Raw genomic sequence first — 15,417 nt, forward strand, 5'->3', positions numbered from 1 at the left:
CCTATGTATGTAAAAAAGATAGTCGGTAAATTACACCTTGTGCTCGGATTCGCATCCGGGCTCATTGTTTTATTTTTAAGCATAACAGGATGTATGCTGGCGTTTCAAAAAGAGATAGAACTGATTACGGCTCCTTACCAGTTTGTAGAGCCACAGTCGAAACCTGTTCTGCCACCGGCTCAATTGGGAAAAATTGCCCTTAAATCCTTGCCCGATAAAAAACTCCACAGTGTAATTTATCTGGATGACCGCCATTCGGCACAGGTAACGTTTTTCAGTGCTGAACCCGCTCATTATTATATTGTTTATATCAATCCATATTCGGGTAGCGTACTAAAAGTTAAGAATATGGAAAAGGATTTTTTCCGGATAATCATAATGGGGCATTACTATTTATGGCTTCCGCCTCAAATCGGGCAGCCCATTGTGGCTTCGGCCACTTTGATGTTCTTAATTATGCTGATAACAGGAATAATTTTGTGGTGGCCCAAAAACAAAGCGGCAAGAAAACAACGCTTTACTATAAAATGGACTGCAAAATGGCGGCGTGTTAATTATGACATGCACAATGTTCCTGGCTTTTACATAACTTTTATTGCCATTTTTATAGCCATTACGGGCCTTGTTATGGGTTTTCAATGGTTTGCAAACTCGATTTACTGGGCGAGTTCGGGGGGTAAAACAATGTTACCTTACAGTGATCCGCTTTCTGTGAAAACGGTAAATGCAGTAAATATAAATGAGCCTGCAATAAATAAAATCTGGAGAACGGTAAGTGCCGAGAATCCTACGACAGAGCTTATTGAAATTCATTTTCCTGAATCCGACTCTTCTTCAATTATATCAGTCACAAATTCGGATGCATCTACTTTATGGAAAAGTGATTACCGTTATTTTGATCAGTATACGTTGAAAGAAAAGGAAGTAAACCATTTATACGGCCGGTTTGAGACAGCCTCCGTTGCCGATAAACTAATGCGAATGAACTACGATGTCCATATTGGGGCTATTATCGGCTTGCCGGGGAAAATTCTTGTTTTTTGCGCCAGCCTTGTCTGCGGAAGTTTACCGATAACCGGATTCTATATATGGTTGGGCCGCAGGAAAAAGAAAAAATCAAAAGCAGCTGAAGGAATCAGGCTTTTAAGAATGAGAAAGTTAAGCTATTTAGCTAAACAATAAGGAAGAATCATCCATCAGAGGAACTATTTTATCTCCTTCTCCAGTATATTCCTGCAGCCTTTTTCAATCATTTTATAAACAGGATCAAACTGCTCATCTTCGTAATAGGGGTCCGGCACTATTTCCTGATCCAGAAGTAGTTTTACTTTCTGCTTATCTTTTTCAGAACGGGCCATACTTAAAACATCACGTAAATTCATTCTGTCCATCACGTAAATGCGGTCATATTCATCAAAGTCCTGAATCCGGAATTGCCTGCAACATTGCCTGGAAATATCTACCCCATACTTTTTTGCGATAGCAATTGAACGATGGTCGGGAGGTGAACCGATATGCCAGTTTCCTGTTCCTGCCGAATCAATTTCCCAATCAAGCCCTTTTTCTTTTACCAAATGCTCCATAATGCCGTGAGCAAGAGGTGATCGGCAGATGTTGCCAAGGCAAACCATTAAAATCTTCATTGTGCTAACTTCCAAAAATTTCATTTAATAAACCCGCCAGGTGAACTCCGCCTTTCAGTAACTGCGAATTCAACGTAGCAAGGTTTTCATAATTATAACGATAACTTAATTTAGCATTCGGGGGAACATCGGCATATAATTTTTCAGCAAGTACGTAAGAATCGAAAAACCATTTGTTCAAACCTTCTTTCTGCCATTTGTTAAGCTCTGCTTGCGACGGATGATTAATCGCCTGAATATATTCTGTGTAACTCAGTTTTTGAAATTCGATTAATTGCGAATCCCATAAGCCGTGCATGTCTGTTCTTTTATTGAACCAGGAAACTTTTATATTATTTCCTCCTTTGTCCTCGGCATAACCAACATGAAATGGCTGGTGGATATCAGCAACAATATGGATAAGAAGTCGCAGGTATAATACCTTCTTTTCTTTTGGCAAAGACTTTTTCTTAAGCTCATCAATAAGGAATTTAAGCTTAGTATAGGCATTTACCGAGGTGTCTTTTTTAAGAACTTGGTTCATGTTGGTAAACGAAAGCCCTTTATCAAAATTAATATAATGCCATCTGCCCAGATAATTATAAGCAGGATCTGATTTTACAAAATCAGCCCAGTTTGAAGCAATAGCAAGGGATTCATTTCCCAATATTTTTCTTATTTCATCAAGTGTTTTCTTACTGAGATAGCTTTCTGCTATTCCGCCAACAATGCGATGCCCCAATATTCCCCAGGCCATAGTATTGGCTGGAATATAAACAAGCAATATGCAAATTAAGATTATCCTGCTTTTTGACATGAAAAATTTAAAGAGGTTTTGGAATACAGGTTATTCTTTTCCTGAGTGTTAAAAATAGAGGAGCATGCTGGTTAAGGTCTTTTAACTCCAGGGAATTGCCAGTACGTTTTTTTACAATCCACACCGGCAGGTAACGGCCGATGCGATGGCAACCGGATATTTTTTGTTTGTAGTTAGCCTTAGTGAAGGTACCGTCTAAGTATATGGTATCGTTTCTTTGCAAGTAGGTGCCTTTTGCATATTCTATCCAACTACCATTACTAAAACAGCTATCCTGATAATGATTTACTTTTGCGTGTGTTTCAAACTGAACATAAAATGAATCGCACGTAAAAACAAACTTATGCCGGGTGTATTCAAGCAATTGCTCTTTATAGGGAATAGAGTCCTGAATCCATTCTCCCTGTAAAAAGTCTACGCCGCTTCCCTGCACATTTTTATTGAATTTACAGGATGCGAACACGACTGTTAATGCCACAGATAAAAGGAGAAAGGCTAAAAGTTTATTTGTCATTATCAATCGTAATCATCCTGCCCATGCTTCTTTGAAGAGCGAAGCGAATTGTCATTCTGAACGGAGTAGGGAGATTGCTTCTTTTAGCTATCAAATCCGCTCAGAATGACAATATGAAATTATTTTATCCCTCCGATCATGTCTTCAGGACGTACCCATTTATCAAACTCTTCGTTTGTAAGCAGGTTAAGTTCAAGTGCCGCCTCCCGTAAGGATTTATTTTCTTTATGTGCTTTTTTAGCAATTTTAGCCGCATTCTCATACCCGATATGAGGATTTAATGCTGTAACAAGCATCAAAGAATTTTCAACATGTTTTTTAATTCCTTCATAATTCGGGGCAATTCCAACAGCACAGTGATCATTGAAGGATACGCAGGCATCACCGATTAATCGGGCCGATTGCAGGAAGTTAGCAGCAATTAGAGGCTTAAAAACATTTAATTCGTAATGGCCGTTAGAGCCACCAATAGAAATGGTAACATCGTTACCCATTACCTGAGCAGCAACCATTGTCATAGCCTCATTTTGTGTTGGATTTACTTTTCCGGGCATAATGGAGGAGCCTGGTTCGTTCTCGGGAATAAATAGTTCGCCAATACCTGACCGCGGCCCTGAAGCCAGCATACGGATATCATTGGCAATCTTCATCAAAGAAACAGCCAGCTGCTTTAGGGCTCCGTGAGTTTCAACCATCGCGTCATGCGCAGCTAAAGCTTCAAATTTATTTTCTGCAGTTCTGAATGGCAGACCGGTAAACTTAGAGATGTACCCGGCAACTTTTACATCGTAGCCTTTAGGAGTGTTAATACCAGTACCTACTGCCGTTCCGCCAAGGGCAAGTTCCGACAAGTGGTCCAGTGTATTTCGCAAAGCTTTCAAGCCATGTTCAAGTTGAGAAACATATCCCGAAAATTCCTGCCCTAAAGTTAGAGGCGTAGCATCCATTAAATGCGTACGGCCAATTTTTACCACATCTTTAAACTCTTCGGATTTTGCTTTTAAAGTATCTCTTAATTTTTCTACTCCGGGAATGGTAACTTCTACAACTATTTTATAAGCCGCAATGTGCATTGCGGTAGGATACGTATCGTTTGATGACTGCGATTTATTTACATCGTCATTCGGATGAATAAAGGTTTTCCCTTCGCCTAATTTATGCCCCTGAATTACGTGCGCACGGTTGGCTATAACCTCATTCACATTCATGTTAGATTGCGTTCCTGATCCTGTTTGCCAGATAACCAATGGGAATTCGGCATCCAGCTGCCTGTTCAGTATTTCATCGCAAACCTGTGCTATCAGATCTCTTTTTTCTGCCGGAAGTACATTACAGTCTGCATTGGTAAAAGCCGCTGCCTTTTTCAGGTAAGCAAATGCATAAATAATTTCTTTAGGCATAGAAGCTTCCGGCCCTATTTTAAAATTATTGCGTGAGCGTTCTGTTTGCGCTCCCCAGTATTTATCTGCGGGAACCTGTACTTCCCCCATGGTGTCATGTTCAATTCTGTAAGCCATAATCAGGATGATTGTTATGCCGCAAATTTAGATTTTTTAACTAAACTCTCTACATTTACATTCTTCGTTTTTAAGTGTTTAAAACTCTTTTAATCGTCTCTCTACAATAATTTTTAATTTCAGCCATTCTTATCTTATATCTATTTGCTAATGATTAGTTGTTTTAGAAGCGTATTCTTACTTGTTTTTTGCAGTATTTTAATTTTTTCGTGCTCATCAGAAAGGAAAAAAAATGTAGTCCGGACCCAGGAAGAGGATAAATCAGACAGTTTATCATTGATTTACGACCCCGCTAAAGCAGATCCGCGGATAGATGCTTTTATGAAAAATCTGCATAAAAGGTACGGTTTTAACGGTAATGTGCTTGTAGCAAAAAAAGGCAAAATAATTTACGAAAACGCAATAGGCTGGGCAGATTATCTTCACAGAGACAGTTTAAAGATCGATTCTCAATTTGAGCTTGCCTCGGTTACCAAACCCTTTACCGCAACTGCTATTATGATGCTGGTAGAAAGAGGAAAGTTAAGACTTGATCAGAACGTGAAAGAGTTCTTTCCAAATTTTCCTTATGAGGGAATCACCATACGGCTGCTGTTATGCCATCGTTCCGGTTTGATGAATTACGTTTATTTTACCGACAGAATCTGGAAGGATAAAAAGAAGGGGATGTCGAATACCGATGTAATGAACCTGATTGCTGAATATAAGCCGGCGCCTTATACCAAGCCGGATAAAACGTTTCATTATAATAATTCAAACTTCATGATACTGGGTGCTATTATTGAAAAAGTAAGCGGCCAGCGTTATTCTCAGTTTATGAAGGAAAATGTTTTTTTGCCTGCAGGAATGAAACATACGGCTGTTTATTCAAAAGCAGAGTATGAAAAAATACCGGTGGATGTAGTTGGACACGACAGAACCTGGCGTTATTCAGTTGTTCAGAATTTTCTCGATGGTCCCGTGGGCGATAAGGGTATTTACAGTACTATTCACGATCTGTTTTTATTTGACCGGGCATTGAGAAAAGGGAAACTTTTGAAAAAAAGCAGCCTTGATTCAATGTACACAGGCCATAATGAAATGATTCGTGGACACTTTAATTACGGATACGGATGGCGGTTGTTTGAAGGAAACGGGCATAAAATTGCTTATCATACCGGTTGGTGGCATGGCTTCAGGCATATTTACCTCCGCGATCTTACTGCCGATGTTACCATCGTTCTTCTTCAGAATATCACCAACGGCAGTTTGCTTAAGCTGGATGAATTGTTTCATATGGTGGGCATGCCGGTAGTTAGAAAAAGTGCATACAACGGCGCAGGTATCACTTCTGAGGATTAGAATAAAAATTTACCTACCGACTGGTAAAATTTAATTATTTTATTATTCTTGCTCTTTGCAATACTTATTAACTTGTATAAATAATTAAATAAGTATTGTCTGAATCAAAATTTAAGATCAACGGTTCTATTTAGAGTAAGTAGAATAGCCTTTTTTTGATGTTCGGAAAAAGCTTTTATATTTAACGCTTGCTGATTGTATGAGTAAAGTTTTCATTATTGATGACGATCCGATTCATCAAAGAATTGTGCAGATCATGGTTGAAAAGCACAAGATATTTACAGAATATAAAAGCTTTACGGATGCTCGTTTAGCCCTGGCTGATTTGTCGGAAAATGCGATGGATGCAGATGCTTTGCCGGATGTAATTCTGCTGGATCTGAACATGCCTTTAATGGATGGGGATTTTTAGAAAAGTTCAAATTTTTAAAATCAGAACTTAAAAAAGAGATAAAAATATATATTGTAAGTTCATCGGTTGATGAGAAGGACATTTTAAAATCAGAAACTTATTCATTTGTAAAACGCTTTATTTCTAAACCACTTTCTCCCGATATTATTAAAAGTACGCTTTAAACTTTTAACACTTCCGTCTGTTTTTATTTTGGTCCTTTTAAATAAGAAATTATGTTTGATAAATTAATGCAAGCGCAGCAAAAAGCTGAAGAAATAAAAAAACGCTTAAATGATATTACTGTAACGGGCGAGGCAGAGAGTGGTAAAGTAAAAGTTACGGCAACGGGTAACAAGGAAATTAAATCCATTGAAATAGATCAGGAATTTCTGAGTGCAGCAGATAAAGAAGAACTGGAAGAATTACTTATTGTTGCCGTAAATAAAGCATTATCACAGGCAGAAAATACAAGCCAGGCAGAAATGCAGGCCGCAACCCGCGATATGCTTGGAGGCTTAGGTGGAATGTTTGGAGGAATATAACCTATTTAGCTTATCTCAATAATACTCACATCTAATCTCTCAAATCTTTAAAAAAAGATGAAAATAACATATTACGGGCAATCCTGCTTTATGATAGAGGCGGAAAGAAAAAAACTTTTGTTCGATCCCTTTATAACTCCTAATGAACTGGCAGAACACATCAATGTAAATAGTATCCACGCGGATTATATTTTAATGTCACATGGCCATTCCGATCATGCTTCTGATCTGGTAGATATTGCAAACCGTACGGGCGCTACTGTAATTTCTATTTTTGAGATTGCGGTATGGCTGAATAAACAAGGAATTGAAAAAACACATCCGATGAACCTGGGTGGGAAGTGGAAATTTAACTTTGGCACTGTTAAGATGGTATTTGCTGCCCATTCTAACTCTCTTCCCGATGGCTCATATGGTGGGGCTGCCGCCGGGTTTATTTTGGAAATTGAAGGAAAAAAGATATACTATGCTGGCGATACTGCTTTAACACAGGAAATGAAATTAATAGGCGAATTAGATAAACCAGATCTAGCCTTTTTGCCGGTTGGGGATAACTTTACAATGGGAGTAGACGATGCCATTATAGCATCCGGCTTTATAAAGTGTAATACCATTATCGGGATGCATTTCGATACCTTTAACTATATAAAAATTGATAAGGAAGAGGCTATAACAAAATTTACCAATGCAGGCCTGAATCTTCGGTTATTAAAAATCGGAGAAACGGTAGAACTTTAGTTCCGTTTCTCCGATTTCGTTTTATATTACCGTTCCGTTAGGAATAACAGCAGCTTTTTTCACCACTACAATGCCATCTCTTACAGTATGTGTATCGTAGTCGCCGTCGGGTAAGTGAGCGCCGCCATTTATTCTTACATCGCTTCCGATACGGCAGTTTTTGTCAAGAATAGCATTGCGGATATAGCACCGTTCGCCAACGCCCATCATAGGTGTTCCGCTTACACGTGCATTCTCTAATTGTTCCAACGTTTCGTAATAATCGCTTCCCATAATATAGCTGCAGGCTATGGTTGTTCCCTTGCCAATCCGGGTACGTATTCCTATTACTGAACGTTCAATACGGCTGGCATGGATAATGCAACCGTCTGAAACAACTGTTTTTTCTAATGTTGTTCCTGATATTTTTGACGGCGGAAGCATCCTCGGACGTGTATAAATGCTCTTTTTATCGAACAGGTTGAACTTTGGAATATCTTCGGTAAGTTCAATATTAGCTTCAAAGAAGGAAGGAATTGTTCCGATATCTGTCCAGTAGCCATCGTACTGATAACTGATTACCTTTCTCGACTCGATGGCTATCGGTATAATTTCTTTACCAAAATCTGTATGGGTGTCATTATTCAGAATGTCGTATAAAACATTTCTGTTAAAAATGTAAATACCCATAGAAGCTTCGTATAGCCTTCCCTGTGCTCTCATCTCGGGGCTCACATCCGATGCCCACTCTTCTATACCTGTTTTCGGTTTTTCAATAAAGGACGTAATATTATTATTCTCATCCGATTTCATGATACCGAAGCTCGATGCATCCTTGGCAGTAACCGGAATAGTTGCCACAGTTATTTCGGCGCCTTTCTCTTCATGATTTTTCAGCATATCCACAAAATCCATCTGGTAAAGCTGATCTCCCGAAAGGATTAATACATATTCAAAATCAAAAGCATCGATATGAATTAAGCTGCGGCGTACCGCATCTGCCGTTCCCTGGAACCAGGTAGTATTAAGCGGTGTTTGTTCGGCAGCGAGAATATCCACAAAAGCATCGCTGAACAAACTGAAATGATAGGTATTTTTAATGTGTTTATTGAGCGAAGCTGAGTTAAACTGTGTTAACACAAACATTCGTCTGATGCCGGAATGCAAACAGTTTGAAATAGGAATATCCACCAACCGGTATTTTCCTGCTATAGGAACGGCGGGTTTTGAACGGGTTGCGGTTAAAGGATGAAGCCGGGTTCCTTGCCCGCCTCCTAAGATCATTGATATTACCTTAGAGCTCATTTGTGGAAGTTAAACTGTTATAAAGATTTATATATTGATTGGCTGATTTATCCCATGAATAATCCAGTGCCATCATCCGTTTACGTAACAATTGTAAAAGGGCGGTGTTTGAATATAAATTTACTGCCCGTTCAATTGCCTGGCAGGCACTATGCGTATCGGCATTATCAAAACAGATCCCGTATCCTTCTTCTTCTTCAAAATCAATTACAGTATCTTTCAGTCCCCCGGTACTGCGTACAATTGGAACGGTTCCATATCTTAACGAATATAGCTGATTTAATCCACAAGGTTCAACTCTTGATGGCATTAATAAAAAATCAGAACCTGCATAAATTTTATGCGAAAGTTCTTCATTATACCCAATAAAACAATTTAAACTCTTTTTAAAGTCTGTTTTTAATGCAGTTAATTGTTCTTCGAGCACAGGATCTCCGGAGCCAAGTATCAGAAAATTTACTTTTCCTTTTAGTGAAGTAAGGCATTGAGTTAAAATTTCCGGTAAAAGATCGGCGCCTTTTTCACCCACCAGGCGGCCAATAAATGAAATTAAAGGCTTGCCGAGGGTAAAGCCGAACTCTTTACATAACCATCTCTTATTTTCCTGCTTGCCTTTTTTCGCGGTATTTAAATTATAAGTACTAACCAGCATTGGATCTGTTTCCGGATTCCAGACAGCCGTGTCAATACCATTAATAATTCCCACCCCTTTTTCTTTTTCCATCTCAAATAAAGCTTCCAGTCCGTTAGAGTTAACTGTTAGTTCTGAGAGGTAGCTTGGAGATACCGTAGTATATTTCCAGCTGCATTTAACAGATGATGCAAGCGGATTAATTGCTCCGTTCCAGTCGAGCAAACCTGTTTTCCAGGGATCTATATCCGGCAAATAATAAAATTTGTCCCAGCTCATCCATCCCTGGTACTGACCATTGTGAATGGTACAAACCGTTGGAATGCCTGCAAGTGATTTAAAACTGGCGGAATAATACATTAAAAAAGGAATCAGCCCGGTATGATGATCATGGCAATGCACAACATCAGGTTTCTCATCCAGCTGGGAAGCCCAGTTTAAAAAAGCCAGTTGAAATGTTACAAACTGTTCTGTCTCATCCTGGTAAGAGTACACTTCAGGACGATCCAATAATCCGGGGATACGGATTAAAAATAATGGGAAGCCGAGTTTATCTGCTGATTCTTTTAAAACTTCAAATTCAAATTGAAGCGATCCTAAATTTACCAGCCCCTTATATACGGTGTCGAACGTATTTTCCTGCGTAAATTTTTTGTCGTAATAAGGCATTACAACTGCTGCTTTTATACCCAGGTTGTTCTGATATTTTGGTAATGCGCCTACTACGTCTCCTAATCCACCTACTTTAGCTACAGGGTAGCATTCGGCACTAAGGTGAATAACATTCATAATTTGATAAGGTTAATTTCTGTTTTACTTTAAACTTAAACAAAAACCTTACTGGATTGTGACAGGTTTTTGAAAATTTTAATGCGCTTCTAACCAGTTAGTTCCCTGGCCAATTTCAACTACAATGGGGATTTCTGTTTTAATAGCATGTTTCATTCGTTCTTCAATTATCAGGCGCACTTTTTCAACTTCTGCTTTTGGAGCATCAAAAACCAACTCGTCATGTACCTGCATCGTCATTTTTGTCTCCAGGTTCTGATTGATCAGGTCATGGTGAACGTTAATCATTGCAATTTTAATCATATCAGCTGCCGAACCCTGAATAGGCGCATTGATTGCATTTCGTTCCGCAAAGCCGCGTACCGTAGCATTTGCCGAATTAATATCTCTCAGATACCTTCGCCGGCCCATTAATGTTTGCACATATCCGTTCTCACGGGCAAAGTTCATCGTATCACTCATGTATTTTTTTATTCCGGAATACTGATTAAAATATTCTTCGATAATAGCTGCCGCTTCTTTTCGTGGTATTCCTAAACTTTGTGATAAACCAAAGGCAGATTGTCCGTAAATTATTCCAAAGTTTACTGCTTTTGCATTTCTTCTTTGTGTACTGTCCACATCTTCTATCGCAACACCATATACCTTCGCCGCGGTGGAGGTATGGATATCCAGGCCTTTCATAAAGGCGTCCATCATGTTTTCATCCTTGCTGATTTCTGCAATAAGCCTCAGTTCGATCTGAGAATAATCGGCAGAGAGAATGACATGATCATCATCCCGCGGAATAAAAGCTTTACGAACTTCACGCCCCCGTTCAGTTTTAATAGGAATATTCTGGAGGTTGGGGTTATTCGAGCTTAAACGTCCCGTTGCAGCTACTGCCTGGTTGTAAGATGTATGAATTCGCCCTGTTTTTGGGTTTATCATTAAAGGAAGCGCATCCACATAAGTGGATTTTAACTTCTGCATCTGTCGGAAATCCAGGATATCCTTTGCAATATCGCTCTTACCGGCGAGTGCAGTTAACACATCCTCACCTGTTTGATATTGTCCGGTTTTGGTTTTTTTAGCTTTGGGGTCGAGCTGAAGTTTATCAAACAGCACCTCGCCAAGCTGTCTTGGCGATGCAATGTTAAAACGAACTCCGGCCTTTTCGTAAATGGTTTTTTCTAACTGTACTATTTCCTGCTGAAGCTGAACAGAGAAATCAGCTAAGGTTGGTTGATCAATCTTTACTCCTTCCCGTTCCATATCTGCCAGCACATAAATAAGCGGATTTTCAATTTCTCCGGCGAGTTTATCTGCATTGGCCGATTTTAACATGGGAGTAAAAACCTGCTGAAGCTGTAATGTAATATCAGCATCTTCTGCAGCGTACTCTTTAATCTTTTCCAGTTCCACATCACGCATATTCCCCTGGTTTTTCCCTTTTGACCCAATCAGGGAAGTAATGGAAACAGGAGTGTAATTAAGGTAATTCTGTGCCAGTATGTCCATATTGTGCCGCGTATCCGGATCAATAAGGTAATGAGCAAGCATGGTGTCGAACAGCTCTCCCTTAACTTTAACGCCGCACCAGTTGAGCATTAAAATATCAAATTTTAAATTCTGTCCGATCTTTGCTATGCTTTCATTTTCGAAAACAAGTTTAAATTCTTTTACAATGCTGCTGCACTGGTCCTGGTCAACTGGCATGGGAACATACCAAGCTTCGCCTGGGTTTATTGCAAAAGAAAGCCCTACCAGTTCACTGTTATTTGCATCCATTCCCGTTGTTTCAGTATCGAAACAGAAAATGTTCTGCGCTTGCAGCAACTCTATCAGTTCTTTTCTCTTTTCGGGGGTATCAATCAAATGGTATGTATGCTCGGTGTTTTCAATATTTCTCGCTGGTTTGTCAACTTCTACTGTTATGGCCTGGGTTTTTACAACAGTTTGCTCTACCGTATTCCCAAACAGATCTGTTTGAACGCCAACAGTAGATTTTACTTCAACCACATTAAATTCCTCACCAAAAATACGTTTACCTAATGTCCTGAACTCTAATTCGGCTAAGAGTGGTTCTAACGCTTCGCGATTTGGCGGAACGAGCATCAATGATTCTTCATCCAGTTCAACTGGGACATTCAGCATAATGGTGGCCAGTTTTTTTGAAATCAAGCCTTGCTCGGCATACTGTTCCACATTTTCTTTCAGCTTCCCTTTCAGCTCGTGCGAATTGCTGATAATATTTTCTACCGATCCGTATTGTTTTATAAGTGATTTTGCCGTTTTTTCTCCGATTCCGGGGATACCGGGAATATTATCAACAGCATCGCCCCATAAGCCCAAAATATCAATAACCTGGTCAACCCGTTCAACTTCCCATTTTGCCAGCACTTCGGGAACACCCAGAATTTCCATGTCATTTCCCATCCGGGCTGGTTTATAGATAAAGATGTTTTCTGAAACAAGCTGGGCGAAATCCTTATCCGGAGTCATGCAGAAAACAGTAAATCCTGCCTGCTCTGCTTTTTTAGCAAGCGTTCCGATAATATCATCGGCTTCGTACCCGTCTGAAGTTATAACAGGGATATTAAAACCTTCAATCAGCCTGAAGATATACGGAATTGCTGTTGAAAGGTCTTCGGGCATAGCCTGGCGGTGCGCTTTATAATCAGTAAAATCGGTATGGCGTTCTGTAGGTGCTTCGGTATCAAAAACTACCGCTATATGGGTTGGTTTTTCTTTTCGAAGTATTTCGAGCAGGGTATTGGTAAAACCCATTACGGCGGAGGTGTTTAAACCTGCCGATGTAAACCGCGGATTTTTGCTAAGAGCAAAATGTGCCCGGTAAATCAGGGCCATACCATCAAGTAAAAAAAGCTTTTTCATTTATACATTCCGTAAAGCCGGATACTTTCAAAAATAACATTCCTGATTGAAATCGTACGAAGGCTTAAAAAAGAAAGCCTAATGACGGAATGAACAATCCACCACATGATCGTTCACCATACCTGTAGCCTGCATGTGGGCATAACAAATAGTTGTTCCAAAAAACTTGAAACCACGTTTTTTCATGTCTTTGGCAATCGCATCCGACAGTTCGGTACGAGCCGGAACATCCTTTAAGCTGAGAGGTGAGTTTAGGATTGATTTTCCCTCCGGCATAAACGAGTACAAATACTTATCAAATGAACCAAATTCTTTCTGAACTTCCAGAAAACGTTTAGCATTGGTAATTGCTGCTTCAATCTTCAGCCGGTTTCGTATTATTCCGGGATTTTGCAGTAAGCGCTCTACATCTTCATCTGTAAACTGAGAAACCTTTACCGCGTCGAAACCCGCAAAGGCTTCGCGATAGTTTTCTCTTTTTCTTAAAATAGTTATCCAGCTTAAACCCGCCTGTGCCGCTTCAAGTATCAGAAATTCAAATAGAACCTTATCGTCGTGAACCTCTTTTCCCCATTCTTCGTCATGATATTTCATATACAAGGGATCGTTTCCGCACCAGCCACATCGGGTAATAATTGTTGTGTTAGTATCAAAATCGGGTTTTGGAGTAAGATTTGCCATCCGGTAGGGTATTTTTTATAATCAGGCAGAAGCCCGGCTTGTTAATAGGTAAACAATTTAAGTTGAATTTTTTTTATTAATACAAGGCCTTGTTTAAGTGCCAATAAATTTATTACAAATCTATGGAAAAGGAAATAGCAGGCGAGGAGTTAAAGATTGAACTGAGAAATCTAACTAAGGAAGATTATTTCGGACTTAAGACTTCCATGATAAAGGCATATTCTGAATGGGAAGGCGCTTCCTTTTGGGATGAGAAGCACATTAGTAAGCTGCTCGAACTTTTTCCCGAAGGTCAAATATGTGTTGTTGTAAACGGAGCAATTGCAGGATGTGCGTTATCGCTTATTGTTGACTATGATAAGTTTGGTGATAATCATACGTATGCGCAAATTACCGGAAATTATACTTTTTCTACCCATAATCCTCAGGGAAATGTTTTGTATGGAATAGATTTTTTTATTCATCCTGATTTTAGAGGGATGCGGCTGGGCAGAAGATTATATGATGCACGAAAGGAGATTTGTGAGCGGTATAATTTAAGAGCAATTATTGCCGGAGGGCGCATTCCAAGTTATAAAAACTATGCAGATAAGCTTAGTCCTAAAGAATATTTGCAGAAAGTAAAATTGAAGGAAATTTACGATCCCACATTATCCTTCCAGCTTTCAAACGATTTCCACGTGCGGAAAATTTTAAGAGGATATATGCCGGGCGATGTAGAATCGCTGGAGTATGCCTCATTATTAGAATGGAATAACATTTATTATGAAGCTGAAGAAAAAACTATTAATTCTAAAAAATCCATAATACGCCTGGGCCTGGTTCAATGGCAAATGAGGCCTTTCCCTAATCTGGAATCATTAACCGAGCAGATTGAGTTTTTTGTAGATGTTGTAAGCGATTATCAAAGCGATTTTATTTTATTCCCCGAATTATTCAATGCACCTCTCATGGCTGCTTATAATCATTTAAGCGGAGCTGATGCTATGCGGGAAATTGCCAACTGCACCCTGCCTTTGTTAAATAAGTTTATTGGATTAGCTACCAGTTACAACATTAATATTATAACAGGCAGCATGCCCTATCTTGATAACGGATCGTTACTCAACGTAGGGTTTTTGTGCCGAAGAGATGGTAGTTATGAAATGTATAAAAAGCTTCATATTACACCTTCAGAAAGAAACGTGTGGGGAATGGTAGGAGGAGATTCAATCAAAATATTTGATACGGATTGCGGTAAAATCGGGATTTTGATTTGCTACGACGTAGAGTTTCCCGAATTAGCAAGGTTACTCGCAGACCAGGAAATGCAGATTTTATTTGTTCCGTTTTTAACAGATACTCAAAACGGATATACGCGTGTACGTAACTGTGCACAAGCACGTGCTATAGAAAATGAATGCTATGTGGCTATTGCCGGAAGCGTTGGCAACCTTCCTAAGGTTCATAACATGGATATCCAGTTTGCGCAATCTGCAGTTTTTACTCCTTCAGATTTTTCATTTCCTACAAACGGAATTAAAGCTGAAGCAACGCCAAATACCGAAACAACACTTATTGCCGATGTGGATATGAACCTGTTAAGAGAACTGCATAGTTTTGGCTCAGTAAGAAATCTGGAAGACAGAAGGCTTGATATTTATAAAATTATTGATAAAAGCCGCAAATAG

Annotated in this window: 14 protein-coding genes; 6 read left to right on the forward strand and 8 right to left on the reverse strand. The window is 39.4% G+C overall.

Translation table 11 applies throughout. The annotated features are described in order from the left end of the window. Nucleotides 1–3: 3 nt before the first annotated feature. Nucleotides 4–1,182 carry a PepSY-associated TM helix domain-containing protein gene (locus tag ACLCDL_RS02690; RefSeq protein ID WP_423146524.1) on the forward strand — a complete coding sequence of 393 codons (1,179 nt, stop codon included), beginning with the start codon at nucleotides 4–6 and terminating at the stop codon, nucleotides 1,180–1,182. 23 nt (nucleotides 1,183–1,205) lie between these two features. On the opposite strand, the gene ACLCDL_RS02695 is transcribed toward ACLCDL_RS02690, so the two are convergent. From ACLCDL_RS02695 to fumC, 4 genes are all read right to left on the reverse strand, one after another. Continuing rightward, nucleotides 1,206–1,667, reverse strand: coding sequence for a low molecular weight protein-tyrosine-phosphatase (locus tag ACLCDL_RS02695; RefSeq protein WP_479725321.1), 462 nt, complete (start codon nucleotides 1,665–1,667; stop codon nucleotides 1,206–1,208). Further along, nucleotides 1,648–2,439: a S1/P1 nuclease gene (locus ACLCDL_RS02700; protein ID WP_423146526.1), complete on the reverse strand. Its 792-nt coding sequence runs from the start codon at nucleotides 2,437–2,439 to the stop codon at nucleotides 1,648–1,650. Before ACLCDL_RS02700 ends, ACLCDL_RS02695 begins: the two co-directional genes overlap by 20 nt. 7 nt (nucleotides 2,440–2,446) lie before the next feature. Further along, nucleotides 2,447–2,953, reverse strand: a complete 507-nt coding sequence (locus tag ACLCDL_RS02705; RefSeq protein WP_423146528.1) for a fumarate hydratase — start codon at nucleotides 2,951–2,953, stop codon at nucleotides 2,447–2,449. A gap of 119 nt (nucleotides 2,954–3,072) precedes the next feature. Further along, nucleotides 3,073–4,470 carry a class II fumarate hydratase gene (gene fumC / locus ACLCDL_RS02710; RefSeq protein ID WP_423146529.1) on the reverse strand — a complete coding sequence of 466 codons (1,398 nt, stop codon included), beginning with the start codon at nucleotides 4,468–4,470 and terminating at the stop codon, nucleotides 3,073–3,075. Nucleotides 4,471–4,620: 150 nt separating this feature from the next. Between fumC and ACLCDL_RS02715 the strand changes: the two genes are divergently transcribed. The 4 genes from ACLCDL_RS02715 to ACLCDL_RS02730 all read left to right on the forward strand — a co-directional run bounded on the left by ACLCDL_RS02715 (nucleotide 4,621) and on the right by ACLCDL_RS02730 (nucleotide 7,485). Then, complete coding sequence (locus tag ACLCDL_RS02715; protein WP_423146530.1) at nucleotides 4,621–5,811, forward strand: serine hydrolase domain-containing protein; 1,191 nt, start codon at nucleotides 4,621–4,623, stop codon at nucleotides 5,809–5,811. Nucleotides 5,812–6,010: 199 nt separating this feature from the next. Next, nucleotides 6,011–6,223, forward strand: a complete 213-nt coding sequence (locus ACLCDL_RS02720) for a response regulator (RefSeq protein WP_423146531.1) — start codon at nucleotides 6,011–6,013, stop codon at nucleotides 6,221–6,223. Nucleotides 6,224–6,438: 215 nt separating this feature from the next. Continuing rightward, entirely contained in the window at nucleotides 6,439–6,747 is a 309-nt protein-coding gene (locus ACLCDL_RS02725; protein ID WP_423146533.1) for a YbaB/EbfC family nucleoid-associated protein, read from the forward strand. Between the two features lie 57 nt (nucleotides 6,748–6,804). Then, the gene (locus ACLCDL_RS02730; RefSeq protein WP_423146535.1) at nucleotides 6,805–7,485 is read left to right on the forward strand and encodes a metal-dependent hydrolase; all 681 of its coding nucleotides are present in this window, start codon (nucleotides 6,805–6,807) and stop codon (nucleotides 7,483–7,485) included. A gap of 21 nt (nucleotides 7,486–7,506) precedes the next feature. On the opposite strand, the gene ACLCDL_RS02735 is transcribed toward ACLCDL_RS02730, so the two are convergent. The 4 genes from ACLCDL_RS02735 to ACLCDL_RS02750 all read right to left on the reverse strand — a co-directional run bounded on the left by ACLCDL_RS02735 (nucleotide 7,507) and on the right by ACLCDL_RS02750 (nucleotide 13,747). After that, a complete protein-coding gene (locus ACLCDL_RS02735; RefSeq protein WP_423146536.1) occupies nucleotides 7,507–8,769 on the reverse strand; it encodes a glucose-1-phosphate adenylyltransferase in 1,263 nt (420 codons plus the stop codon). After that, on the reverse strand, nucleotides 8,759–10,189 hold the full coding sequence (locus ACLCDL_RS02740; RefSeq protein ID WP_423146538.1) for a glycogen synthase: 1,431 nt from the start codon (nucleotides 10,187–10,189) through the stop codon (nucleotides 8,759–8,761). Before ACLCDL_RS02740 ends, ACLCDL_RS02735 begins: the two co-directional genes overlap by 11 nt. Before the next feature lie 78 nt (nucleotides 10,190–10,267). Then, a complete protein-coding gene (polA, locus tag ACLCDL_RS02745) occupies nucleotides 10,268–13,066 on the reverse strand; it encodes a DNA polymerase I (protein WP_423146539.1) in 2,799 nt (932 codons plus the stop codon). Nucleotides 13,067–13,144: 78 nt separating this feature from the next. Then, entirely contained in the window at nucleotides 13,145–13,747 is a 603-nt protein-coding gene (locus tag ACLCDL_RS02750; RefSeq protein ID WP_423146540.1) for a DNA-3-methyladenine glycosylase I, read from the reverse strand. 122 nt (nucleotides 13,748–13,869) lie between these two features. Here ACLCDL_RS02750 and ACLCDL_RS02755 point away from each other — a divergent pair, with 122 nt between their 5' ends. Beyond that, nucleotides 13,870–15,417 (forward strand): GNAT family N-acetyltransferase, encoded by a 1,548-nt coding sequence (locus ACLCDL_RS02755; RefSeq protein WP_423146541.1) that lies wholly within the window; start codon nucleotides 13,870–13,872, stop codon nucleotides 15,415–15,417.

The organism is Rubrilithobacter danxiaensis, assembly GCF_047272945.1.
In the GTDB taxonomy this organism is placed as follows: domain Bacteria; phylum Bacteroidota; class Bacteroidia; order Sphingobacteriales; family Sphingobacteriaceae; genus Rubrolithibacter; species Rubrolithibacter danxiaensis.